General features: G+C 46.6%; 22 protein-coding genes and 1 tRNA gene. 10 read left to right on the forward strand and 13 right to left on the reverse strand.

All coding sequences use genetic code 11. The annotated features are described in order from the left end of the window. Positions 1-6 precede the first annotated feature (6 nt). The 6 genes from CFF01_RS11970 to yejK form a co-directional block, all read right to left on the reverse strand. Positions 7-768 (reverse strand): ChrR family anti-sigma-E factor, encoded by a 762-nt coding sequence (locus CFF01_RS11970; RefSeq protein ID WP_033540023.1) that lies wholly within the window; start codon positions 766-768, stop codon positions 7-9. Further along, a complete protein-coding gene (locus CFF01_RS11975; RefSeq protein WP_033540024.1) occupies positions 761-1,399 on the reverse strand; it encodes a sigma-70 family RNA polymerase sigma factor in 639 nt (212 codons plus the stop codon). The genes CFF01_RS11970 and CFF01_RS11975 overlap by 8 nt, the downstream gene beginning before the upstream one ends. A gap of 57 nt (positions 1,400-1,456) precedes the next feature. Beyond that, positions 1,457-2,098: an LON peptidase substrate-binding domain-containing protein gene (locus CFF01_RS11980; protein ID WP_088904937.1), complete on the reverse strand. Its 642-nt coding sequence runs from the start codon at positions 2,096-2,098 to the stop codon at positions 1,457-1,459. A gap of 244 nt (positions 2,099-2,342) precedes the next feature. Then, positions 2,343-3,176, reverse strand: a complete 834-nt coding sequence (locus tag CFF01_RS11985) for a M23 family metallopeptidase (protein ID WP_232479432.1) — start codon at positions 3,174-3,176, stop codon at positions 2,343-2,345. 17 nt (positions 3,177-3,193) lie between these two features. Continuing rightward, the gene (locus CFF01_RS11990) at positions 3,194-4,075 is read right to left on the reverse strand and encodes a 6-carboxytetrahydropterin synthase (protein WP_088904938.1); all 882 of its coding nucleotides are present in this window, start codon (positions 4,073-4,075) and stop codon (positions 3,194-3,196) included. 181 nt (positions 4,076-4,256) lie between these two features. Further along, complete coding sequence (yejK, locus tag CFF01_RS11995; RefSeq protein ID WP_033540027.1) at positions 4,257-5,288, reverse strand: nucleoid-associated protein YejK; 1,032 nt, start codon at positions 5,286-5,288, stop codon at positions 4,257-4,259. Between the two features lie 76 nt (positions 5,289-5,364). Between yejK and CFF01_RS12000 the strand changes: the two genes are divergently transcribed. From CFF01_RS12000 to CFF01_RS12020, 5 genes are all read left to right on the forward strand, one after another. Continuing rightward, entirely contained in the window at positions 5,365-5,580 is a 216-nt protein-coding gene (locus tag CFF01_RS12000) for a YejL family protein (protein WP_088904939.1), read from the forward strand. A 112-nt stretch (positions 5,581-5,692) separates the two neighbouring features. Beyond that, positions 5,693-7,480 (forward strand): DUF3413 domain-containing protein, encoded by a 1,788-nt coding sequence (locus CFF01_RS12005; protein WP_088904940.1) that lies wholly within the window; start codon positions 5,693-5,695, stop codon positions 7,478-7,480. A gap of 150 nt (positions 7,481-7,630) precedes the next feature. Continuing rightward, a tRNA-Pro gene (locus CFF01_RS12010) sits at positions 7,631-7,707 on the forward strand. A gap of 334 nt (positions 7,708-8,041) precedes the next feature. Continuing rightward, positions 8,042-8,311 carry a hypothetical protein gene (locus CFF01_RS12015; RefSeq protein ID WP_088904941.1) on the forward strand — a complete coding sequence of 90 codons (270 nt, stop codon included), beginning with the start codon at positions 8,042-8,044 and terminating at the stop codon, positions 8,309-8,311. A gap of 286 nt (positions 8,312-8,597) precedes the next feature. Further along, positions 8,598-9,005, forward strand: coding sequence for a hypothetical protein (locus CFF01_RS12020; RefSeq protein ID WP_157704989.1), 408 nt, complete (start codon positions 8,598-8,600; stop codon positions 9,003-9,005). Positions 9,006-9,554: 549 nt separating this feature from the next. Here the strand turns inward: CFF01_RS12020 and CFF01_RS12025 are convergent. Next, positions 9,555-10,379, reverse strand: a complete 825-nt coding sequence (locus CFF01_RS12025) for a hypothetical protein (protein ID WP_088904943.1) — start codon at positions 10,377-10,379, stop codon at positions 9,555-9,557. A 446-nt stretch (positions 10,380-10,825) separates the two neighbouring features. Further along, positions 10,826-14,053 (reverse strand): carboxypeptidase-like regulatory domain-containing protein, encoded by a 3,228-nt coding sequence (locus CFF01_RS12030; RefSeq protein ID WP_088904944.1) that lies wholly within the window; start codon positions 14,051-14,053, stop codon positions 10,826-10,828. A 435-nt stretch (positions 14,054-14,488) separates the two neighbouring features. Here CFF01_RS12030 and CFF01_RS12035 point away from each other — a divergent pair, with 435 nt between their 5' ends. Beyond that, positions 14,489-16,672, forward strand: a complete 2,184-nt coding sequence (locus tag CFF01_RS12035; RefSeq protein ID WP_088904945.1) for a sensor domain-containing diguanylate cyclase — start codon at positions 14,489-14,491, stop codon at positions 16,670-16,672. A gap of 37 nt (positions 16,673-16,709) precedes the next feature. On the opposite strand, the gene CFF01_RS12040 is transcribed toward CFF01_RS12035, so the two are convergent. After that, positions 16,710-18,194, reverse strand: a complete 1,485-nt coding sequence (locus CFF01_RS12040) for an alpha/beta hydrolase (protein WP_088904946.1) — start codon at positions 18,192-18,194, stop codon at positions 16,710-16,712. Positions 18,195-18,285: 91 nt separating this feature from the next. Between CFF01_RS12040 and CFF01_RS12045 the strand changes: the two genes are divergently transcribed. Further along, complete coding sequence (locus CFF01_RS12045; protein WP_088904947.1) at positions 18,286-18,744, forward strand: DUF6942 family protein; 459 nt, start codon at positions 18,286-18,288, stop codon at positions 18,742-18,744. Between the two features lie 107 nt (positions 18,745-18,851). Here CFF01_RS12045 and nadE read toward each other — a convergent pair whose 3' ends face one another. Further along, on the reverse strand, positions 18,852-19,685 hold the full coding sequence (nadE, locus tag CFF01_RS12050; RefSeq protein WP_088904948.1) for an ammonia-dependent NAD(+) synthetase: 834 nt from the start codon (positions 19,683-19,685) through the stop codon (positions 18,852-18,854). Between the two features lie 192 nt (positions 19,686-19,877). On the opposite strand from nadE, the gene CFF01_RS12055 reads away from it, so the two are divergent. Both CFF01_RS12055 and CFF01_RS12060 read left to right on the forward strand, forming a co-directional pair. Then, positions 19,878-20,711: an AraC family transcriptional regulator gene (locus tag CFF01_RS12055; RefSeq protein ID WP_408640495.1), complete on the forward strand. Its 834-nt coding sequence runs from the start codon at positions 19,878-19,880 to the stop codon at positions 20,709-20,711. A gap of 96 nt (positions 20,712-20,807) precedes the next feature. Continuing rightward, entirely contained in the window at positions 20,808-21,458 is a 651-nt protein-coding gene (locus tag CFF01_RS12060; protein ID WP_088904950.1) for a LysE family translocator, read from the forward strand. Positions 21,459-21,483: 25 nt separating this feature from the next. On the opposite strand, the gene CFF01_RS12065 is transcribed toward CFF01_RS12060, so the two are convergent. Continuing rightward, a complete protein-coding gene (locus CFF01_RS12065) occupies positions 21,484-22,413 on the reverse strand; it encodes a M14 family metallopeptidase (RefSeq protein ID WP_088904951.1) in 930 nt (309 codons plus the stop codon). A gap of 210 nt (positions 22,414-22,623) precedes the next feature. Here CFF01_RS12065 and CFF01_RS12070 point away from each other — a divergent pair, with 210 nt between their 5' ends. Beyond that, positions 22,624-23,277, forward strand: a complete 654-nt coding sequence (locus CFF01_RS12070; RefSeq protein ID WP_088904952.1) for an RluA family pseudouridine synthase — start codon at positions 22,624-22,626, stop codon at positions 23,275-23,277. A gap of 56 nt (positions 23,278-23,333) precedes the next feature. Here the strand turns inward: CFF01_RS12070 and CFF01_RS12075 are convergent, their stop codons facing one another. Together CFF01_RS12075 and sstT are read right to left on the reverse strand one after the other, a co-directional pair. Then, positions 23,334-23,738 carry a hypothetical protein gene (locus CFF01_RS12075; RefSeq protein WP_088904953.1) on the reverse strand — a complete coding sequence of 135 codons (405 nt, stop codon included), beginning with the start codon at positions 23,736-23,738 and terminating at the stop codon, positions 23,334-23,336. 322 nt (positions 23,739-24,060) lie between these two features. Beyond that, the gene (sstT, locus tag CFF01_RS12080; protein ID WP_088904954.1) at positions 24,061-25,278 is read right to left on the reverse strand and encodes a serine/threonine transporter SstT; all 1,218 of its coding nucleotides are present in this window, start codon (positions 25,276-25,278) and stop codon (positions 24,061-24,063) included. Positions 25,279-25,563: the final 285 nt, after the last annotated feature.

Raw genomic sequence — 25,563 nt, forward strand, 5'->3', positions numbered from 1 at the left:
CAGAGATTAGTAGATAAATCGTCCTATGGGGTTTAAGAGTTGACTCATCCCCTGGGTGAAATGAATGGCGTCGCTGGACACAGTTAGACAGACACACCCCTCTTGAGTAACGGGTTGATGAGTATGTTCGCCATCAAGCCAGATGAAGTCACCTCTATGATATTCACCCATCTCATCACTAAAGCTACCCTGTAGCAGCAGAGTGATCTCAAACCCTTTGTGGGTATGACAAGGTACGCTGCCACCTTTGTCTATATGCAGTAGGCTCATCCTGAGTTCGCCATCATCCAGCGCCAGACGTGAGCGAGATAACTTGCCAAGTCCTTGCCACTCCTTCAAGGCGATAGATTTCAGCGCCCCTGGCAGCGGGATACGTTGACCAGCGACAGCAATTTCGGTGACGGTTTGTGGCAACTGACGAGTGTCGTCACTCTCCTGAGCCGTGATGGCCGCGATGCAATCATCAAACTCATCTACTGTAGTGGAACTATTTAAATTACTTACACCCAATGAATCCTCAAAACCCAATGAGTTGTCCAGGTCATCAAACAGCGCCTCTATGGCTTGGGTCTGCTCAGTCGCATCAGTCACCCCGTCAGTCATCTCGCCGAAGACGTCGATGGCGGCCTGCTCGGTGAGAGCCTGCACGGCCAGTTTACACTGGTCGCAAAGCTCTACATGGCTGGCCACCACGACGGATACGGAAGCTGGTAAGGTACCGGCGACAAATTGCGCCAAGACGTCAGAGTTGGGATGGTAATTAATCATGCTGCTGGTCTCCCATCTGCTGTTTAAGTTTCGCTAGGGCAAGTCTGAGTCTGGACTTTATCGTTCCAATGGGGACACCAAACTGTTGTGCTAATTGCTCTTGAGAAAGCTCTTGATAATACACGCCTTTAACCACGGCGCGTTGAGCTTCAGGAAGGCTGTCTACATAGGCGAGCATCTGCTTTTCCATCAGGTGATCGGAAAATTCTGCAACCTCCTCTTGAACCTGGCTTTGAGCCTGCTCTAGGGGCCAGATGTCGTCACCCAGGTTAACCTCGGCTTTCGCCTTTACCCGCCTGAGCATATCGAATGCGGCGTTGCGCATCACGGTATAGACCCAAGTGGTCGCTGCGCCTTTGTCGCCATCATAAAGATGAGCCTTGCGCCATACATTGCTCATTGTCTCTTGCACCAGTTCGCTTGCCTGGGCTTCGTTGCCTAGCTGCTTAATCCCAAAGCGTTTTATTTTGGGTGCAAAAAAGTGAAACAGCTCGGTAAAGGCCTGTTTATCCCGTGTCTGAGCGACTAAGGTGAGCCAGCTCGACAGCTCAGCCGGCACCTGCGTCTCAAGGTGACTGTTAATTTTTACACTCCCTTTATCTGGAGCGCTTGCACTAGTTATTTGCTGCATCTCTACTCACGTATGACCCAAACTTAAGGAGCAATACGTTGGCGCAAGCGACAAGGATCAATTAATTTTGTCTTGTCCCAAAATTAATGTATCGAGAAAGGACTTCGCCTGACGAAAACTGCCTGGCAAAATAAATTTCTCTTTCTCATTCAAAGATAAAGGCAATATCTCTAAAAAGCGAGCGCAGACCCAATCCAGTTGCTTAAATTGTGGTTGCGGGTACAGCTCAGCGAGCTGAGGATGCTGAGCAAACAGTTCTTGCAGCGCCTGGCCCAGCTCACCGCTTCTCGTCAGCGGACTATCGTCCGGCCAGTGAGCACGGTAGCGGCTTTTGGCCATCAACAATCCATCCTCTTGCTGATAAAAGCCATCAAGGCTCACCAGATGCATCGCCTTAACATCGATCACCAAGAGACCGTCTTCGCTGGTGTGGAAATCCACTATCTCCACCTTAGTGCCCCAATTAGGGACATTAAATGCAAACTGCTTATCGTAGCGAGCAATCACAAAGCCCCCTTGACGACTGGCCTGGGCAACCATGTTGATATAACGCTGCTCGAAGATTTTCAGTCGCTGCACGCCGCCTGGCAGGATAAACAGCGGCAAAGGGAACACTGCCAAGGTTTGCTCGGCCGCGGGTGCAGGTATTTGGCTCTGGCGCCCCTCTCGAGGCGATTGGCTATCATGGTCTTTAATCACAATTACTCTCGGATTATCTCTTGATAAATTAGTGCTTAAAGAGTCGAGGCTTATAAATCAGGAATTAACAGTTAAACGGTTAATGACCTAGCGCACTCAAGTCTTTAAACCTGATGCAAAAGATACGTAATCCCCTTGGGTATCGATCACCCAAATGACGAAACGGTAAATGGAGATAATAAATGCCATAAAAAAAGCGACCCTCAGGTCGCTTTATAGTGATATCACGCGGTTACGACACTGATCACTTGGCTTGTTTTACCACGCTGGCCATGGGCGGCACGACTGTGACGGGATCGAGGCGCATCTGAAACCAGTTAAGACGCCAATCGAGATGCGGCCCCGTCGCCCTACCGGTAGCCCCCACCTCGGCGATTGGCTGACCCTGTTTAATCTGGGTGCCCGGCTCGACATAAAGCTTGCTCAGATGCAAGAAGCTTGAGCTCACACCATAGCCATGATCAATAATCAGCGTGCCACCAGAATAAAACATATCGGGGACAGAAAGCGTGACAATCCCATCGGCCGGCGCCACGACGACTGTGCCCGTCTTCGCCGCCACATCGACACCATAATGAGGATTGCCCGGCTTGCCGTTATATACCCGCTGACTGCCATAAACCCCTGAGATCCGCCCGGTCAGAGGCCAGATAAACGGCTGTGAAAAGGCGGTCTGGCTCGAGAAGGTTTCCCGAGCGGCCTTAACCTGCTTGCTATCTTTCGCCGCGCGTTCCAGCGCCTTTGGATCAGGCTTCATGATCTTCTTAGCGATACCATTAACCTTGTCGATCTTATAGGCCTTCTCGCTTATCTTGAGCGGCATGATCTGCGTCAGGCCATCGGGATAGACCAGTTTGAGTTGCTGCTCAAGCGGGGCTTGTCGCTCGAAACCGAAGGCAAACAATCCCTCGGGACTCACCTTGACCGGCTCACCATTTAACCAGACCTGAGTCCCAGACTGGGCTTGGCCGCGAATAAGCGCCCCCTGCTCCATCTTGCCACTCAGACTCACCTCGGCTAAGGCGCCAGTGACGGTACCAAGTAACACTAATCCAACGACTGCTCGCAACCAGTTCAAATCAATCTCCTTTGCTCTTAACGCTTCATACCTTTCGACACAATGGCGCCTTTGCCAACCCCTTCATAGGCAATAACCTTAAAGTCACTCTCAGGGTTTTCAGTTGCCAGGGTTGTGGCAATAAAGTCTGCGAGCAGCTCTACCGTGGTATCGTGGGGAATGATCTCGCAGCGCTTCTTAGGCATGGCCAGCTGAAAATCGCCTTGGGGTGCCACATAGTGAAAACCATAATGAGTTTCATCGCTTACCGTGGTTTGTGGTGACAACTCCAGCTCATCGACCTCGACTAAGTCCTCTTCAGATCCCAGATAGATATCTTTCCAGCGGCGGGCCCAATACTCATCCCATTTAGGCGCTGCGATGCCATTTTCAAACACATTGATGGGGCTGCGATGACCGTGAGCGATACGCTGGCAATTGCCGTCATGTTTCTTCAGGCCGTGAGAATAATGATAGTAAGGGGTTTCATGCAGCTCGTTGCGCAGCGTCAGGGCGATACCCTGCACATTCTCTGGCAACACCTCTTTTAAGGCTTTTTGCAAGAAGGCATTAACGCTCTCGAAATCGATGATCTCGGTTGGGATCAGGGCAAAGGCCTGAGCCGGACAGGCAAGATGGATATCGCCCTGGAGGCTATTGAAATCCATCCACACACGGTCGCCTTGCTGTTGCCATCTGACTTCGGCGCAGGCCGTGGGGATCAGCAATCTGTGGTCGGCAACATCGTCGATGGTGTTTTTTATCGTGCGTTTGACCTTGGCAAAGTCCAGCACCATATTTTGCTCATCAAGGCCGCCATCGAGCAGCACATCGACAATCCAACTCTCCCCTACCATGCCACGGATTGGGCAAAGGTATGAAAAATCGATTACGGTTAAATCTCTAACAAAAAGTTGCATTTACGCTCCGTAGGCAGAAAAACAGTCCACCTTAGTTGGTCCCATCGGCAAACGGCCGGAGGACCCAGTAGTTTCAACAGATAATTTCAACTCATCTGCGATATTTTAGCAAGTCGCGCAGGCTCAAGCGTTTAACACTTAAGCCAGCCGACCCACTTTAAGCATCATAAGGTTAATGGACTTACTGACCACCCTTAAGGCGGCGATCTAACTGATCTTTCAGGTTAGCCGGCACGCCTTTGATAAGAATCGAGTCAGAGATAGGGTCATAGATCACCCGCTCACCCAGATGCTGACCATCGAAACTAATAGTGACGCCACCGCCTGTGCCCGAAAACTTCTTCAGCTGACGCAGGGTCGGCTTATCGCCGGGAAACTCATCTTCTAGCTCATAGTCTCCGCCTTGGGCGAAGTCATAGAAAGAATCCATCCCCGCATCGGCCAGTTCATCCGCCAGATCTTTTAGCTGAATATCGGCACCGGTATCCACCCGCTCAGTACAATATTCGAACACTTTCTCACGGCACTGTTGACGCTCATCTTTGGTCAACTCGCTGCTGGCGACAAAATCTTCAACCGCATTCATCAGCGACTTGTTCTGTGCCTTAGTGTTAACCCCTTCGACACATCCCATGAAGTCGAGGAAAAAATCGGCGACTTTACGACCGGCGCGGCCACGCACGAAGGAGATATATTTAAGTGAATCAGGATCGGCCTGCCACTCGGTCAGGTCGATACGTGCCGCCAACTGCACATTGTTCAGATCCAAATGGGTATTTTGTGACAGCTCCATATCGTCGAGCACAGTCATCGACGACTTGGCATTAAGCAGCGACACAAACAGATAATCACTGGTCATATAGGTGTAGCAGGCCATCAGCAAAAAGCCGCCTTGGCTAAAGTCATATTTGGCCAACTCTTCCTGCAACAGTTTCCCCGCCAAACCGGAAAACTCAACAAAGCCCAGTTCGCCACCCAAGTAACTACTTAAGGCCTCTTTAAACTTGGGATTGGCTTCACCATCTTCGCCATGGGTACCAAAATGGCCAAACCCTTTGCCCGATTTGCTGGTGTAGGTTTGATGTAGCTCTTCGAGCATGGTTTCAACCGCCTGACTATTTAATAGCGGTTGTGGGCGCAATCGACAGCTAAGTTGGCCTTCGCCATCTTGGGATATTGCGTGAATAATTGCTTGTTCGACGTTAATACTCATAAGCCTCGATAGTGATGTTGGTAGAAATCCGTTATTATATGCTGCTATTTCAAATTAAAGTGAAAAAATTTTAAATATGGCTATCCAATCAAAATATTCAAACACCCAGGTAGAAGCCGTTATCGCCGAGGTCCTGGCGGTACTCGACAAGCATCAGGCGCCTACCGACTTAAGCCTCATGGTACTGGGTAACTGTGTCACCGACCTGCTTCACCGCAAGGTGCCCGAAGAGGCTCGCCTACAAGTGGCCGAGCAATTTGCCAAAGCCTTGTCGCAATCGGTGAAAAGCTAAGGTTGATGCCCTTCTTGCGCAGTAAAAATCCTGTTTTTATTCGCAAAAAACTGGCCAATACGCCTTAAAAAAAATTAAGATAGACAAGTATTTCAACTAATAACGGATCCCTATGATCGAGCGAAAAAAAGAGATGGGCCGTGATCGCGTGTCACGCTTAGTCAGCTGGGGGCACTGGTTCGCCTTCTTCAATGGCTTCTTGGCGATGATTGTCGGCGTCCGTTATATTGAAACCGTTGGGGCTCCCGAGTCCTGGATAGGCTGGAGCTATCTGGCCATCAGCACCCTGGGGCACTTCAGTTTTCTCGCCTTTATCGTCTATCTGGTGGTGCTGTTCCCCATCACCTTGTTACTCCCCTACTCCAAGATATTGCGTGGGCTAGGAGCCTTTGCGGCCACCCTAGGGCTCTGTATCTTGCTGTATGACACCCTGATTTATGACGACTACGGCCTGCACCTTAGTCCTTTTGTGTTCGACATTGCCTGGGCCGATATTAACGCCCTGTTGCAGGGCACATCCTATATCGTTACTCCCCTAGGGATCATCATTCTCGAACTGACCGCAGCCAACTTTTTGTGGAAACGGATAGAGAAGATCCGCAAGTCCAACTATGGTCCCAAAGTGGTGCTGGTGATTGGCCTCTGTTTTGTCAGTAGTCACCTTATCCATATCTGGGCAGATGCTGCAGACATTACAGAGATCACTCGTCTGGATGACGCTTACCCGCTCTCTTATCCGGCCACGGCGCGCTCCTTTATGGAAAGCCATGGCATCGAAAAAAGCAGCATAGGGCAAGATGCAAGCAAGCTACAACCCACACTGAATTACCCTATTAAGCCACTGCAATGCAGCGCCGGCACTGACATCAATATGTTAGTCATCGCCATCGATGGCTTCAGAGCCGATCTGGTAGACAAAGAGACCATGCCGTTCCTGTATACATATGGCCAGGCTAACCATGAATTTAAGCAGCATCTCAGCGGTGGCAATATGCACGCCAGTGGCATGTTCTCGCTGCTCTATGGCCTGCAAGGCAGTTATATTACCGCCGAAGATCTTAACTACCGCCCACCCGTCTTTACCCAGGAGCTGGTTAAGCTTGGCTACAGCCTAGCTAGGTTCGCCCCAGAGATGGAGAATCAGGTGCCTCAGGCCATCTATCAAGACTTTACGCCGCACCTGCATTCCCTTAGCAGCGGTGTCGCTGATGCCGATATTCAGTCTATCGATAGCTTTAATCAGTGGCAGACCCAGCAGGACAAGCCCTGGTTTGCCCTGATCAATCTGCAAAGCCCAGACAGTTACGACACGCCCGTAGGCTTCTTAGGCATTGAGACGGTGAAACCTGCGACGCCGCTGAAACCGGCGCAAAAGGTACTGTTTAATCAATATCGCCAATCACTGAATTTTATCGACAAGCAGCTACAACGCCTGCTCGAACGTCTGCCAAGCAGTACCTTTGTCATGATCACAGGCGTATCAGGTAAAGCCTTTACTAGCGACAACGATAACCAACGGGGCAATCTGTCTCCGGCGAATGTGCATGTGCCAATGATCATCCACTGGCCCGATATGCAGTACGACAAGACGGTCAGCTACCCTAGCAGCCACTATGGTGTCGTACCGACCCTAATGACCCAGCTGCTTGATTGCACTAATAAGGCCACCGACTACAGCGCCGGGCGCAGTATTTTGCAGCCTCAGAGTGAAAACTGGACCTATATTGGCGATAACTTGGTATTTGGTATCTATCAAGAAGATGAGATCACTGTGATCGACAGACACGGCAAATATCGTATCTATGATCGTGACTATAGGAAGCGCCTTCACAACAAGAAGATTAGTGCACCTGAACTCATTCAGGTAATGCGCGAAGGGCGTCGTTTCTATAATCACTAGCGACCTAGTACTTAGGCTAAGAGGGCTAACGACTATAAACTAGCCAGTCGATCATGCTCCGCAGTTGAAAGGCTTGCACTGGCGCAAACGACTTGATAAAGTTCGGCGTGTTCAGAGCAGACCCCAAGTCTTTGCTGCTTTGGATAAAATCGGTATGTAGCGCAGCCCGGTAGCGCACTGTCATGGGGTGTCAGGGGTCGGAGGTTCGAATCCTCTCATACCGACCACATTCTAAAACAAAAAAGCCTGTACTTTTTAATGAGTTACAGGCTTTTTTGTGTCTAATGATTTATTGTTGGTAATTCAAACATAGTCAAACTCTGGTCAAACTCTGGTCAAACCTACGACGAAAATCCGCATTAAATCTGGTGTCCTTTCGATTACTTTTTGTAGTGCACGCAACAAAATGTTTTGGGCGCCAACGATAAATTGTTCCCCATTCCTCACATAAATTAGTTCTTTATTTTTCCAACATTATCGACCCTAAACCAACAATTCCCTCCCGAGATCCTAAATACTCATACGACTAATAAGGTCGCATCTGGACAAGAAAGGAAGAGTATGAGTAACACATCCTTCAACCATCAGTTGATCTGGCTAAGCAGCTTGATCAAGCAACTCTGTAAGGCCATCGGTGACGAGCTGAGCTACGCCAGTGTGCAGGAATTTGAATTAGAAACAGAGCGGGAGTTTCTGTTGGTTTCGGTACGCAGATACCTCCTGCGAAATGGCTTAGATGAGCGTGAGACAGAGCTCACTTTGAGTTTCTTAGAGGAATGTTTGAATAGTTCGCCGCTGGCGAACCTAGTTATCAAGGAAAACATTCACTAGGAGACTAGGAACAGCAATGAGCAACAAGAAATCACATGTTAATTTGCATACTCAAACTGCCGCCCAGCAGCTGATTTGTCTGAAATGATGCAGCTCTCATCATCGATATCTAAATTAGCTTAATCGATTTCCAACCAAGGTCGAAATTAATTACAAGTTGATAGCTATACTTAATAATATTTAAATTGTATTACTTAACAAAACATCTTATTATTCAGTTTTATTTGGAGCTTTTAAAAATCACATTATTTATACTAATGTGATTTTTATTATTAAGGGTGTTGTTATGAACCATAAAATCAAAGCATTACTTATTATGTCTAGTATAGCGCTAACACTGACTGGCTGTATTACCACGAGTGCTGAGCGTGAAGCTGAGCGCATTAAGGTTGAACAAAATAAAGCTGAATATGTTGCTAAAATGGAAAATAGAAACAAAACGCTAATTTATAATCATGCTTGTTATTACGCTATCGAAGGTATGAAATATCACTCACTGGGTGAGGAACAGGGTGTTCGGGATCAAATCCAAACCTATGATAACGTGAAAATGGAATATTTTAGATGGATCGTTAACGGTAATTCAGCCAATCGCGTTCAAGAACAACAGGCTCGAGCTTTAATCCCAAATACAAATTCACGTGATATTATTAAGTGGTATAAAGAAAGCAACTGCCTTCAGCCTAAAGGGTGAGGAACAAAAGTGCCTAAGAGTCGTTGGCTTATGCAGGGACAAAAACGATTTTGAAATTTCCTCTAAATTTTATCCGTGATATTACATTTTGTACCGCTGTTTGTGTATTTTCGATATTGTTTTCAATTTCGAAATGAATAAATATGTTAAAGGAAAGGTTTGACCTTGCCTTATCATTTTCCTGTTAGCTGTACCATCCGTTTGGGATCGCTTCCGATTGTTCGTGTGGGTATTTCCAGTGACGAAGTTAACGTCTAACAAGATTCCGCATTCTTGCTCGAACACTTTCGCTCTTTTGCCATTCTACAGTTGCAGATTTCCTAATCTGATTGGAGTGGAAAATGAAAGGAGAACGGTGTCAGCCGTTCTTATTTTTAAAGATAGTTGGGACAAAAGCGCCTTAGGTCGCAGGGTTAGGCTAGGACATTTTTGAGTTACGATTCGTCACAAAAATGGCTGATTTTGGGTTAGACAAAGTATGGAAAAGCTCAAAGTCTATGGCCAATTTTTATTGGCCACGATATTCAAATATTTTTTAGTCTAAATATTTTATGATGTTGGTTTTAATATTTGAATTAATACCCCAATAATGACAACTACCATTATAAATATGATAGGAATGTTAGTGCTTTTGGGGCATGTATTGTTATTTGAATTTGTACTAACTTTTTGTGTTTTATCATTTGATTGAACTTGTGGCTTTGCTGTAGTTTGTTGAGTCTTTTGAGTAGGTTGAACCTTTGGCTGATTATTGTTTGCTATCGATTTTGAGGCGACATCGAAGCCGAATGCCTTCGCTGTATTCATTTGCATAATCAATTCGGTTTGTGTTACATCCAAACAGAAATATAGCTCGCCATTGTCCATATGATTATAGGTTATTGGCATAAAAAATAAGTGACTAAGTTCTGGGTGATAAATATCGATACCTATGCCTTCAGTTTGTGTTTCATTTTTTCCAAACGAAAAGAAGGTAACCCAATCTGCTTCTGCATTTTTAATTCTTTCTGATAAATTTTCCGATAGAGGGTCTGGCCCAAGATCTTCAGGTGCATTGACTAAATTATCCACCTTTCCATTTATGACACTGAATCCAGTATGAAGCCTATCTGTTAGTCCGAATCTAGTCGTATTCATAGCGTTATAGATGAGACTAAACATACAATCATTGAGGTTTTCGTATCCCAAAGCTGCAATTGATGGAAACTTGAAAAGTTTAGGGTTAATAAGTATGTCGAGCGGCTCCTTCATGTTTTCAATAAGCATTTTCGCAGTGTACTGATTAGGTCCAATCCCTCGAATATCTGCAAACATGCAAATTTCGGCATTATATTCAGCTTTTATAAGGAAAAGACCTTTTGATTCTTCAGTCATTTTTGGTCACTACTGTCATTGGTATAAGAGTGTTTGAATTTTATTTTTCGAGAATCGATTTGTCGAGTATTTAGCTCAAAGTTTCGAAGTTTAGTTGATGTTTATTTTAATTCTCTTAAAATTTGATAGTACTCCTATAGACACATGGTCACATTACTAAAATTTGGCCAACAGAACTGGTTAAACTGTTTAGGCTCCCTAAGTCCATATCTAACTAAAAGGTGTCTAGGAAATCAGTGGCGATTCAAGTTGAATCGCCACTCCACAAGGTATAAAAAAATAGCGCCCAGATGGACGCCATTTGTATGAGATTGAAATCTGATCAAAACTGCATTCTTAATTCTTTTATGTTTATTTAAAAGTGACCTAGACAGCTGATTAAATTATATCTGACGCCATTAACACACAAAGAACTAACCCAAAGATTGATTAAGATTATTTTCAATCTATTCAACATCAAACCTTAAAGTTTCAGTAAAAACATATTTGCGTTGATTTCCGGCAAAGTCCTTAATATTTAACTCAGTTAACCCCCAAGTACCTGGGGCTGAACCCACTGGCAAAATAGTTTCAAAAATATATTGAATTGGGGTTGTTGCATTACAGTGCTCAATTTTTTCAAGTGCGTGAGCATGACATGAGAAGTATCTTGTATGAGAATTAGGTGAATGCCCCTCTAAACCATTAGATGAATCTCCATGCCAATAATGAAACTCTTGACCTTGAGGATTTCGTAAACGAATTCCCGATATAGCGAGTCCAGATGCATTAGAAATTGGCTGATCTTCATAAGCCCAATAGTAAATTCTAACTCTTGTTTCACCATTTGGTTTTTCAGGGTTTAAAGGTTCCCCAACAATACGTAAACAACGCTCTTCTAAATCGTCACTTTGACAAGCTTCAGCTTCTAAAACAGGTGCTTGTATATCTGGCGTACTACCTTCCAGTTTCAGTGACACTGGGTTTTCATAAGTCGGATGATCAAAAGCAAAATCTGCTCTTCCATGATTTAATGCATTGTCGCGCATGGACACATATGCAGGAGAGTAATCACCTGGTGGAGTAAACCGAGTGACTAACCAATTTATTTCACATAGATGCGAAGCTTCTGGGTCATCAACTTCAGGAATCTCATAAGCATAAAGATCATGGCTATATAAGCCCCACTCTCTATCCGCACTAATATTAGCTATTCTTGTAAAACAATTCCCTCCATCCATAGAGCGATCCTCATCAATTAACCAAGAGACCTGTAAAATCTGCTCATCATCATGAATTTCAAAAGGCAAATTCTCAGACTCATGATTGAATAATTTAAGAGACATACTATTTGCTACATATTCAGGTGGTGTATAGTCAGCATCAGGGTTATTAACATATAAACGCCAGCCATAATCTGAGCTACTAAACTTCTCGATTCGTCTGTTACCAACTTGGTCTGTAACTACAATTTCCTTAGGAGTCCACCAACCCGCTGCAGCCATAGATGGCAATGTAAATTCAGCATAAAGTTGTGAATCCAAAGTTTCACCATTAACAGGTACCAAGTACTGATCATGATAAGTGCCTATAGGGCTGTATAATCTCATGTATGCTTGTGCAGCCCCCTCAAAGCAGTATTCCTCTTCTACATCACCACATTGTTCATTAGTATGTAAACCAAGTTGTACTCTGACTAATTTCTCATCAGAAGGACCACCATCAACAGTGATGCTTACTTCATTAATTTTTCCAGGATAGACATAATCTGGATATAAGTTCAGTACTTCAAAAGTTAGATCTGGACGAATTACACTAAGGTAAATAGATCCTTGCATAATATAGTCACGAATAAACTCATACTTAGGCAAAGATCTCGAGCGCAATAAATCTGGATTATTTAGAAAGAAAGCAATACTTTCGGCCATATCTTCATTTGGGTTTAATTGGGCAGAGTAGGCTGTAACAAACTCAGTTGTGCTACATGATGCCCAATCTTTATCAATAATTGGCTCTCCATTTAAAGGAGGGTGATCATGAGCTTCAGTTTTTATCTCTAAAGTATCTGGATCAACATTCTGTGGTACCCACTTATTTCTATCCGCTTGCCAAGAAGTACAGTCACCATCACCATTTCCAGGAATATACCAGCCAGACTGCTTAAGCCATTCATATTTCAACTCTGAGCTAAAAACATGATCCCACATAAAATGAGCTTTCTCATGAATCACTAGGCGTTGAATATCAGATGCAAAAAATTGTGTAAAAGCTGACTCCATATATTCAATATAATGAGCACTTGTCCAAGCGACTGCCGGAGCTTGTGCATAGAGCGGATGAGGCAAACCATTACGGCGTCTTAACAAGTAGCGAAGGCCATCATCTTCATTCGGGAAGCTTAAATCATGCATTCCAGGAGGAAATTCTTCAAAAGTAGCAATAATTTCAATAAGCTCAGATGGCTGAAACATTTGCCAAACACTTGGGGAACGGTCTTCTTCAATGACAGGTATTGTTTGATATAATCCTTCAAAATTAGCGTCGACCGCAATTTTTATACCGTATCTATTTTTCAATATATCTGCAGCAAGTTCTATGTCGTTTCCATTGTCGGTAAAAAACCGCACACCAGCTTTAAATAACCTATTAGAGTAAAATTTGCCTTTCTTACCGTCTACAGTCGCAATGACTGGTGATGCGTAAGTAAAACTTTCGCTATAAATTCTAACTAGTGGTTGTTGACCTTCTCTTTTAATAATTTCAATATCATTATGGATATATTCATCAGTTAACTCCCATTGGCTTTGAAATTTTTTATTGTCACTATTATCGCCACTTTCACCTGGTAAAGTTTCTAGGCCTGTTCTTAAAAGTGATTCAAATAACCTGTAAGCATGCTCTGGAGTCCAATTTACATCGGTATCCAACAAGCTAATTCCAAACATATTGAACAGGTTAATACTTGCATGAGAATCAACATCACTAAAATCTGGGCCAGTAATTTCAATTGGTAGTGGCTCATTAATGTAAGAAGAATGTTCCCGTCCAGAAACATTTACATCTTCAGACCAATAATAGCTATATCTCCCTTGCTCTAAGCCATCGATGATTTCACCATCAAATTCAACTTTTTTACCAGGCTGAATAATAATTGAAGAGCTAGAATCACGACGATTCAAAGAATCTTGAATGCTTTGAAAGTGGTAACCACCTTGGCTGACTGTAATAATATAATCTTGGTTTTTATTGAGCCCCTTGAAATGAAACTCTCCATTGGAGTCGATAGAAGTAGTTTTTAGCTGTGTATCATTACCTACAGATATCAGTGTCACTATAGCAGAGCGCTTATCGTCGAAATTATTCAATAAACCAGCGATCTCTGTATCAGGTATAGGAGGAAGAGGTTCAGTAATAGGAGTCTCTCCTTCACCAGGATTCTTATCCCCACCATCACCGCAATCAACAAAACAAGGGTCTGTAATTGGTGTACCTTCTACTGGAGGTATAATAGGATCAGTAATAGGAGTCTCTCCTTCACCAGGATTCTTGTCCCCACCATCACCGCAATCAACAAAACAGGGTTCAGTGATTGGCGTACCTTCTACAGGAGGAAGTGGCTTAACATCTGATGAAGAATCTGAACCACATGCGGTCAAAACAATTGTTAGAGAACAAGCAAGTAAAATTTTATTCATTAAAGGTATTCATCTAAACTTTAAAGTGACGTTCATTGTCATGCATTAAAAATAATGCGAGACTTTAATCGAAATCGAAGTGTCTGAATATTAATTTGAAAAGAAATCAATCAAATAAAACCTCAAAACAACAGAAAATCAACGTTACATTTCCAAGTAAAACAGCCAACTTACTGGTAGCCAACACAAACAATACATCCCCTTTTTTTGATTTCAGATATCCGTTGCCAAGATACTGACGTACCTTCCTCTTTTTAAATAAAAAATGTCTAGTAATTTGAGGAAAGATCAAACACCTTTCGACTGCAACCACAAAAGAGTGATAAGAAACATTTGGTTAGCAATTAACTAGTGATTCACTTACACTTCATATAACAGCCCAAGTGGCATCACTGGGCGGCTGTAGCCATGGAGCTTAGATAGGGAAGAATATCATTGATCAATAAGAATCATCTTGGTTTTGCAATGCTGCTGGGTGGCCTCGGCCTTCTGGTTAACCTGTCGCCTATCCCTCTGTTTGGCAACCAGCAACTTATTATAGGTAATCTCTTCTTCGTGATCGTGGCCATTTTTCTCGGCCCCTGGTATGCCCTGCTCACCGCCCTGTTATGCGCCATCGGCCTCTTTATTACCTGGGAGAGCTGGCATGTGTTCCTGCTTTTCCCCATAGAAGCCCTCTGGCTAGGTTATGCGCGGCGCAAGGAGTTTTATACTCTGTACGCCGACATCACTTTTTGGTTACTGCTTGGGATGCCCATCTTCTACCTGTATGCCCACTTAGTATTTCAACTGCCAAATAGCTATATGAGTTTTATCACCCTGAAACAGGGGATCAACGGCATACTTTACACAGCTTTGGGGGTCATGGTGGTAACCCTGCTGCCGGCCCATCTGCATATTAAAGACAAGTTAGTTAATCGAAAACGTAAGAGTTTCAATGCTCAGCTCACCTACACCTTTACCCAGGTATTAACCCTGGCACTGCTAGTCTCGGCGCTGATCTTCAACAACAACGCCATCGAACAACAGCAGAAAGATGTGAAACTCAATCTGGAGGACTCGGCCGCTCATCTGGGGAAAGCGACCGAAAGTTTTATCGATGGCCATATTAACGCCATCGATAATGCGGCGCGCTGGTTAAGCCTGTCTAAATACGATCCGGGCGAGTGGCAGGGATTACTATCAAAACTGCATCAAAGCTATCCATTTTTTATCTCTATGCTTATCGCCGATGACAAAGGGGTGATCTCAGCTGCCAGCCCTACCTCACGACTGGACAAAGACGCGATCGCAAACAAGAGCCTCAGCGTCATGGACAGGCACTATTTTCAAGAGTCCTTCTATAACCAGCTGACTTTCGTGTCACCGGCCTTTCTCGGGCGAGGATTTGGAAGTGATCCTATCGTTGCCATTAGTGCGCCACTGTACGCTTACGACAACCCTATTAATCCTATTGGCATTATCGAAGGCTCGTTAAACTTAACTAAGTTTGCCAGCATAGATGAGCGCAATCGCGAATTTAATGAACAGGCCATGATGTTGACCGATGAGAATAATCTGGTGATCTATGCCTCGGAATCACTCAAGCTGGCCCCCCTAACCCCGCTTAAGGTCAACACCTCAGGCCACCTTTATCGTACCAGCCTGAATATGATCAATATTCACCAACTCGACAGCGCTAACCCCGAGTTTGCCTACGCCAAATATGTGTTAAAGAACGGCTGGTCGCTCTATGTGGTCATGCCCTTCTCGCCGCTGGTAAAACAGGTAGAACATCAATACCTGACTACCTTCAGCGTGCTATTTCTAGCCTTTATCATTACCATCTTGTTGATCAAGGTGATCAGTCGCCGCTTAACACAGCCGCTGGAAACCATCGCCCAAAAATTCAGTCAATGGGGCATGGCTGAACACAGTGATGAGATTCAGTTAGATTCAGCGCCAAGAGAGATCTTTGCCCTCTCCACTAGCATACAGAAGAGCAAACAGGAGCTCATAAGCTACCAACTGGAACTAGAGGAGAAAGTGGCGCTGCGTACGGTAGAGCTTGAAGAGGTTAACCGTAAGCTTCAGTCTCTGGCCGAGCGAGACGAACTGACCCAGCTCTTTAATCGCCGCTACCTCGAGCAGCATTTCGAACCGATACATGATCTGTGTAAACGCAGCTGTGCTGCCTTGGCCTTCTGCATCATAGATATCGACCACTTTAAGCAGATCAACGACACCTACGGCCATCAGGCGGGCGATACCGCGCTCATCGCCATGGCACAACTGATGCGACAATTTTTTAAACGAGATACTGATATCGTCTCCCGCTATGGCGGCGAAGAGTTTCTGGTTATATTGCCGCAATGCAACGCCCTTCAGGTAGAGCAACACCTCAACCAATTTAAAGAGGTAGTGGCTAACCATAAAATAACTATCCAAGGAGAGCAGGAGATCGCGCTCACCGTCAGTATCGGCGCTGTGATAAGTAATGCTGGCTATATGAAGGATATTGACCACTGGTTTAAGATGGCCGATCTCAATCTATATGAAGCTAAAGAGAACGGCCGTAATCGTGTAGTCTGCTCCCTGCTATCGGACGACGATCAGATAGAAGCTTTTCAAGTTTTATAGACATACCACTCACGATGAGTGAAGTGCAGACCTTGACTCATTTATTATCAGTACTGGCTTCTCTATCGGCAATAAAGCTGTCCACACGCTGCAGCACGTAAGGAAAGAAGGGGTTCCACTTCTGCCTGAGTATTTCTCCGGGTGACACACCTAAGATCCCCCGCTCGCCACGGGCCGCAGCGGCGCCTATCTGTACCCTGTCGATCCCTTTATCAAACTCAATACCATACAAGTTATCTGTCGCCGGATAAGGTAAGGCAACATGTGACAGAGAATAAACCCCTGTTGGCCAACTCAGGCCTAAGGGCAGTTGCTCAACCGCCTGATCGGGTCGATAGCGGTTAGCCTCTACTTCGGCAATACGTTTAGATTCCCCAGGCTCTTGCCGGTTCTGCACTAACGTCATATCGAAACTTGGTGTATCGGGTTGCAATACAGGCAACAGGCTAACTAAGGGGTCTTTGACTACCAAGGCCTGATTTATCGTCAACCGATTAATATCAAACAGCACCAATTGATGATCTTTTACCGGCAAACGTTGATAGAGATCTCTTACCACGGCGGGGGTCGATACCGTGCTGTCGGCGACAGACTGAAAGGTGAGAACACTGCCGAGCTGAGCCAAAACCTCTGGCGAGAGTCCATCCATTAGACGCTGATTATGCTCGGCTAACTGGTACACCACATCTCCAGCATTCACTGCAAAGGAGTTGTACTTGAAGGGATCATATTCGGTCAAGATAGAGTTCCAGCTGAGTTTCTCCAGCCCCAGCAACTGCCCTAACTTGTCTTGCCACTTGGCAGCTGCAGCCACAGGTGACAGACCGATAGCAGGCGAAAGAAAAATCATCCCCCGATAACTGGTATCGTCGCCGCGCTTTAGCGCCTCAAGTTCATGGTTTAATGCAAGCGCCGCCCCGGTTGAAAACGCCACCACATAAATTGGCTTATCGCCTAATTGCGCCTTAAGGTGCTCTGTAGCCAAAGAGACCGCCTTCGCCATCTCTTGCCAGGTGAGATCCACCAATCCCGAGGGGATGGTGCCATGACCTGGTAATCTCAGCCCCACCAGGTGAGCGCTTGATTTGAAATGAGTCGCGAAATGAGACAAGGCGTAGGGAGAGTCTGACATGCCATGCAGCAACAAGACACCAAACTCTGCCTTGGCATTTGGCCACTCATAACTGCGATTCCATGCCGTTAACCAATTATCGGGATCGGCATAGCTACCATGTACATAGCGATTGAGAGGTTGATCCACCCAGTTCTGGGTCTTGTGATAAACCTTACGTTCCACCTCGTCAAACAGCTTGGCCTCAAGGGACTGGTACTCGCGAAAATCTTGTACCTGCTTGTCCAAGCGAAATTGATGTTCAAGGTGGGTGGTATGCCATAACGAGAGATCTGGACGGGCATTTAAAAACCAGATCCCAAACGCCAGCGCTGCACTGACGATACCGACACAGGCATAAGTGATAGCAATAGTAAGATGTTTGGTCGAATGAATAAGAAATGTCTTCATAATGAAAAACCGCGGCTCCTTTTGCGTTACCCATTAACATACACGGCTTTATTGCGTAAACTCCAGCCCCAAACGCCAAGGAATGAGTAATATGCCTCACAATGTGAACGCTTTAGGCCAGCCTAAGGCCAAGCGCTGCTTTTACCTGCCCAATCCCCCCGCACTGCCACCCGATTGGCAATGTGAGCAGCCAGGCAGCCTGGACAGCCTTATCGCTCTCAATGGCAACCATTGGCGTAAGATCTTAGTGATCATGGCCAAGATCTGTGCACCAGGTCCCCAGTGGCGCCCCTACTTGAATCTGTTACTCAAACACAATGAACAGATACGTTTTGGCGCAGCGCAGCTAAGCCCCTACGCCAGAGAGCATTTTATCTGCGGCCAACAAAGCGCCATCGCCCTAGGGCTTCAGCCCCTTACCCAGCCGCAGCAGTTTTCGCATCAGACCCTAACCGCCGGTCAGGTATACTGCCTGCCCTATCTGGATTACCGCCAGTGCCCTAACGCGCTGATTGAGTCGCTGCGTCAACAACTGACTCAATTTGACTAGCGATATCTTGCGTCGTCTAACCAGAGAGTAAAGTAAAAAAGGCGCCATTGGCGCCTTTAGTCTGCTTAATCCCTATCAATGATATTCCCTAGCAATCATATTCCCTATCAATCATACAGGGTCGGGATAGGCTTACGCTTATGCTGGGTTGCATTATAGATGGCGATCAGCCGCGCCTCGACGGCGGCATCCACAGGCTTACCCTCAAGAAAGTCATCAATCTGATCATAGGTTAGTCCAAGGGCAACTTCGTCTTCTAGCTGGGGTTGGTCGCACTCAAGATCGGCCGTAGGCGCCTTATCCACCAAGATAGCTGGCGCGCCCAGCGAAGCCGCCAACTGACGCACCTGACGTTTACTCAGACCAAATAGGGGCGCAAGATCGCAGGCGCCATCTCCCCACTTGGTATAAAAGCCAGTGATATTCTCGGCGCTATGGTCTGTCCCCACCACCAGGCCACCGGTGAGACCCGCGATCTCATACTGGGCAATCATACGCATTCTGGCTTTCACATTGCCTTTAACGAAATCGACACTGCTTTGAGGATGAGAGATGACGCCGGCTGACTCTAATCCGGCTAAGGTTTGATGGTGGATCCCTTCAACCCCTTCACCTATGTTTACCGTCACCAGTTTGCTGGGCTGGATAAACTGACAGGCTAACTGAGCCTCGTCCTCATCTTTTTGAACCTTAAAAGGTAATCTTACCGCGATAAACTGATAGCTTCCCTCAAACTCGCCTTCGCTGTTAAGCTCATCCACGGCCAATTGGCACAAGCGGCCCGCCAGGGAAGAATCGACGCCACCGCTTATCCCAAGTACTAGACTGGTAGCGCGTGCCTCTTTGAGTTTCGCTTTAATAAAGGCAACACGTCTTTGTACCTCATATTCCACTTCAATATGGGGCTGCACCTTCATTTCACGTATGATCTGTCCTTTCACTGGTCCGACTCCAATTTGGTTAATTATCAGCGTTATTCTCGGCTGTCCATTATGAGCCAAATCATCGGGAAATTCACGACCAAAGCATAGCCTTGAACAATAAATCCACCTTGAACCAGCAATTATTTACTAGTCATAGGAAAAGTCGCTAGGCTACACTGGCCAGAGAATCAACAGCACAGTGGAATCATCTTGTCTGGCACGGTAGAAAAAATTGATTATTGGCAATCGAGCATCTTAAAAGAGGTGGAGCTCAGCCGCGCCCAATTTACCCACTTTGCCTTCGAGAAACATGTGCATCTTGACTATCACATAGGTGTCGTCTGCCGCGGAGGTCAGCGCTATCACCATAAGGGATGCGAGTACCGCCTGACGCCAGGCAACCTCTCCACACTCAACCCAGACGAGAGCCACAATGGCCAAAGCATCACCGACACAGGCTATGAAGCCCTAGTGATGTCCCTACCCACCAGCTATGTAAAACAGGTAGGCGACGCCCTAAACCAGAGCGAGCTCTATTTCAGTGCGCCGCTGTTAGACGATGCCAGACTCAGAACCTACTTTATCCAGCTGCACAGACAGCTGACCCATTACCAGCAAAGTACCAGCGCCCTTGAAGCCGAAACCTTACTGCTGGGTTTTATCAGCGAACTCTTTTATCGTCATGGTCAATTGCACAACCTGCCAGAAAACCGGGCTAAATTAAGCGGCTTGCAACTTGAGCAGATAAAACAACAATTTCATGAAGGACTGGATCAGGAGTTCGATCTTGAGCAGTTGGCACTCTCTGTTGGGCTGAGTAAGTTTCAGTTTCTGCGTCAGTTCAAGGCGGCTACCGGCATGACGCCCCTTGCCTATCTTAAACGCCTCAGACTGGAATATGCCAAGAAGGCGCTGATGCGCGGCGACAGTGCTATCAGCACAGCCTATGAACTGGGCTTTTTCGATCAGAGTCATTTCAACAAGGCCTTTAAGCGGGCATTTTTAACCACACCGGCACATTTTCAAAAACTGGTCACGGCTTAGGTCTGTGAAACTAGATGTGCAATATTTTACAATCCTGGCAAGCGCAATCGGCCTAGTATCGCCATAAAGCCCAATCTCCAAAGGTCAAAACACACAATGGAATTACAACTACAACTACTGGTTTCACTGGCAATCATACATACGGTCGCCCTGGCTAGCCCGGGGCCGGACTTCGCCTTGGTGGTTAAACTCGCAGCGCAGGAACACAGACGCACGGCAGTCGCTGCCGCATTAGGGCTGGCCGTCGCCATCACAGGTCACACATTACTGAGCCTCACCGGCGTTAGCCTTATCATTAAAAGCTCGCCGACCCTCTTTATTGCGGTGCAGTTGATTGGCGCCAGTTATCTTGGCTGGATGGGTATAGGCGCAGTACGCGCCGCCGTCGCACACTGGCGAGATGAGCAAAAGCTCAGCCCCACGAGCACTCAAGGACATGGCCTAGGTACCACCCAAGGCTTTATACAGGGGGTCTCGACTAACCTGCTCAACCCCAAGGCGCTGGTGTTTTTTATTACCTTGTTTTCCACCTTGATCACCCCTGAAGTGACGCTGGCGACCAAGGTGGCTGCCACAGTAATGATATTCGCGCTCTCTCTGGGCTGGTTTAGCCTGATTGCCCTGGTGCTGTCCCATCCCAAGATGCAGCTCAAAATGAAGCGTGCCACACCGTTAATCAACCTGATGACGGGCTTGTTATTTATCTTTGTGGCAGGAGTGATTCTATTAGGCGCCCTCGCCCGCTAAGGGGCGAGACGCCTTAGTGAGCAGATTAAGCGCTGGCGAGCTGAGTTTTGATATAGTCCAGCGCCGAGCAGACAGCCGTAACCTGCGCCTGAATGCAATTTTCATCATCAACTTGGGGACTGTCAGGATAGACTTCTGTGGTGGTGTTGTATTTAGCATCACTAAAACCGCTGCACAGACCCAACGCCTTGGTCGCATAGTTGATCACCCCGAACTGGGTAATGGGCGCACCAATCAAGCGTCCCTGCTCGTCGGCAGGTGCGATATGGGTCACTTTAGATACCGCCTTGATAATGGCCGACTGCATCTCTTCGTTCGGGTTTTCACTATCGCCTACCAAGTAAAAACCGTCAGGGATATTCCAGTTGCTGTGCACTGTGGCGTCTCTGGCCGCCAATGCCGGGCGAAACTCGCTGTTATCTGTGTCAGTGGTCTCGTGCAGATCGATATGGGCCATCAGCGACAATTCAAAACCCGCTACCCATTGCATTAAGGCACGAGACTCCTGCGCCGGACTATCGGCATAAAAAGAGCGGTTAGGATCAATCGCCTCGGGATTCCAGCGATTGATGGTCTCGTAACCCCATGGGCTAACGCAGGGTGCCACCAGAATATTAAAATCCTCGCGGTACTCGGCAGCCTTAGTGCTCAAAAACCGCAGCGCTCCCTGAACACCACTGGTTTCATAGCCATGCACACCACCGGTCACCAAGATTGTCGGCTTATTTTCATCCCAAAGACGTGACTTAAAACCAAACAGAGGATATTGCCCCTCAGCATAGTTGAGCTCGCCATACTGCACGGCTTCAAATGCATCATTCACCTGACTGAACTTAGCCTGCACCTCTTGTTCGTAAGAGCGCTTTTTTTGCTGCGCCTCACGCCACTTAAGCTTTTCAGCATCGCCCCACGGCTTACCCGCCTCACCAATCCAATAACCCTGCTTATTCGTCATTATGCTTATCCATAGTGCTTTTCGTATTTGTTTCTGCCGAGCTGCGTTAGCAACACTGCGACACCTTGGCCTATCATACCCAAACTTGCCCCAAGATAGAGACTCTTGAGTAAAAATCATCGCGGCCAGATAAAAAGCCAACGCCTTGAAGACGCTAGCGGGATAGGCACGGCGGGCAATCTTTGTTAGGATCGCCGCCGAGGAGAAACCATGAAAATTTTTAGCTACCAGCCCCCGGCCATTCCCTGGCTCGATATACGTTATCAGGATCGTGACATCGTCATACTCAATAAGCCATCAGGCCTATTGTCTAATCCTGGCCGCGCCGAGGAAACCCATGATTGTGCCATCAACCGTCTGTTACAGCGCTTTCCCGAAGCCATCTTAGTACACAGATTAGACTGCGCGACCTCGGGGATCATGGTGTTTGCCCTCAACAAGAAAGCCGAGTCTAATCTCAAGACCCAGTTTCAAAATCGGACGACAGAGAAATATTATGTGGCAGAGGTTCAGGGCATCATGGCCCAGGATAGCGGCAAAATCACGCTGGCAATGAAGGCAGATAGCGAGCAGCCACCGCTACAAAAGATCGCCGAAGATGGCAAACCGGCCACCACCTATTTTGAAGTGTTAGAGCGGCGCAGCAATAGTACCTTAGTGAAGCTCAAGCCGATCACGGGCCGCACACATCAGCTCAGACTGCATATGAAAGCACTGGGACACACCATACTAGGGGATGATTTCTATGGCGATGAGACGGTGATCGCAGCCGCGCCACGTCTGCATCTACACGCGGAGCACCTGGGAATTACCCACCCCTATAAACAGAAGCGACTCAGCTTCTATAGCCGTCACCCCTTCTAAGTCGATGGCAGGTTTAGACAGTGTAAAAAAGGCGCCCTCTGGCGCCTTATAACGATTTATGCCGCTCGTTTAGCGGTGTAGAAGCATTCGTCGCTATTGCAAAACTGCAGGTTATGATCTTTCGACAGCAGGAAATACTCGCCAAATAGATTGCCACCTAAGTCTTCAAGCTTTAACCCATGTTCCAACGGAGTCGCCTGCATCTCATCTAGGCTATGGCAACCGTCGTTGTACCAGGTCTCTAAAAACAGCTTATCGCCCTGACGGTAAAGCGTGATCTTGTCGCCCAATGAGGGACGTTCATCTATCCACTGGCCGATAATTTCGCGTGTATCCATATCTTGCTCCTGCCAATTTAACCGCTTGCGCTTTTCAACAACCGACATTTCGATAACTTGAAGTAATGACTGCGAACCACTTGCGCAGGTTTTGTCTAACATTACCCTAAGCTCAGATCTCATATTTATTTAACCTCTAACACCCGCAAATGTTGCAAAACTGTAAACAAAAGTCATCTTAAACCAACAAGTTAAACCGTATTATCTTGTCCCTTTATGTGAAATTGTACCCCAGGAGCGAAATAAAAACGCGATCTAAATCACTTTTGATGCATTATTTAAGTAAAGTGTAATACAAATTTTTTTCAAGACGCTAGGCGGAAAAGATATTACAAGCGAACAATGAAGTGGCAAATCGGTTCATTCACCTGGGCGGAAGGATACCCGCCATAAAAAAAGGAGCCCGAGGCTCCTTTTTACAATTGGGTCTTTCGATTCAGATCCCTTAGACCTGTTTTTCTGCCGCCTCGCAGGCCGATGCGGTAAAGAGCACATCGGTTGAACTGTTGAGTGCCGTCTCTGCAGAGTCTTGAATCACACCTATGATGAAACCAACGGCAACCACTTGCATAGCGACATCATTTGAGATGCCGAACAAGCTACAGGCCAGGGGGATCAGCAGTAACGAGCCACCGGCCACACCTGACGCGCCGCACGCCGATACCGCCGCAACAACACTTAATAGAATCGCAGTCAGAATATCCACCTGGACCCCTTCGGTATGCACGGCAGCCAGTGTCAGCACTGTAATAGTGATCGCAGCGCCCGCCATGTTAATGGTTGCTCCCAGCGGAATTGATACCGAATAGGTATCTTCATGCAGATCTAACTTCTCACACAGGGCCATGTTGACCGGTATATTCGCCGCGCTTGAGCGAGTAAAGAAGGCGGTCACGCCACTCTCTCGTAAGCAGGTAAACACTAACGGATAGGGATTACGACGGATCTTAAACCACACGATAAGTGGATTAACGATCAGGGCGATAATCAACATAGAGCCTAGGAGCACGCCAAGCAGTTGAGCGTAACCGGCAATAGCTTCAAAGCCTGTTGCGGCAAAGGTGTTCGACACTAGGCCAAAGATACCTATAGGTGCCAAACGGATCACGAAGCGTACCATTTGCGACACGCCATGGCTGACGTCGGCAAATACCGTCTTAGTGGTTTCAGAGGCGTGGTGCAGCGCAATACCTAAACCGACACCCCAAGCCAAAATACCAATATAGTTCCCTGTCATCAGGGCGTTAACTGGATTATCGACCACTTTAAACATCAAGGTACTGAGTACTTCACCAATCCCTTCTGGCGGGGTTGTTCCCTCGGCACCGCTCACTAGTACCAGCGTGGTCGGGAACAGAAAACTCATGGTGACAGCGGTAATCGCAGCGGCAAAGGTACCAAACAGGTAAAGCACTATGATAGGACGCATATTGGTTTTGGTATTCTTCTTCTGATTGGCAATCGATGCCGCCACCAGAACAAAAACCAAAATAGGAGCAATCGCTTTTAACGCGCCGACAAACAGATCACCAAGGAAAGCGACACTTTGCGCCGATGAAGGTGACATACTCGCAAGCACCACACCGGCAATAATCCCCAAGATAATTTGCAGCACTAAGCTGCCATCTGCCAATTTGGCAAATAAAGAACGATTTTGATTCATTGATTGACCTGTCATTATAATTAATTGTGTTTTAACGCTTGCTGATCACAGCCAGTGTTTGTCGAGATGAACAGTCTTCATTATCATATTTGTATTCTCAATTACCGCTCATCTACCTGCCATACAAGCCAGACGAGAGCGCAATCGAGCGAAGACACACTTTCAAACACAGGGCCAGCGCAAGGTTAAACTTCCTTCATCCTGTGTTTTATAGAAACTCCCTTCCCTTGTCTAGCAATCGACGTGATTTCGTTTTAGATATTACCCATTAGCATCATAAACATA

Origin of the sequence: Shewanella marisflavi (assembly GCF_002215585.1) — a bacterium.
Lineage (GTDB): Bacteria > Pseudomonadota > Gammaproteobacteria > Enterobacterales > Shewanellaceae > Shewanella > Shewanella marisflavi.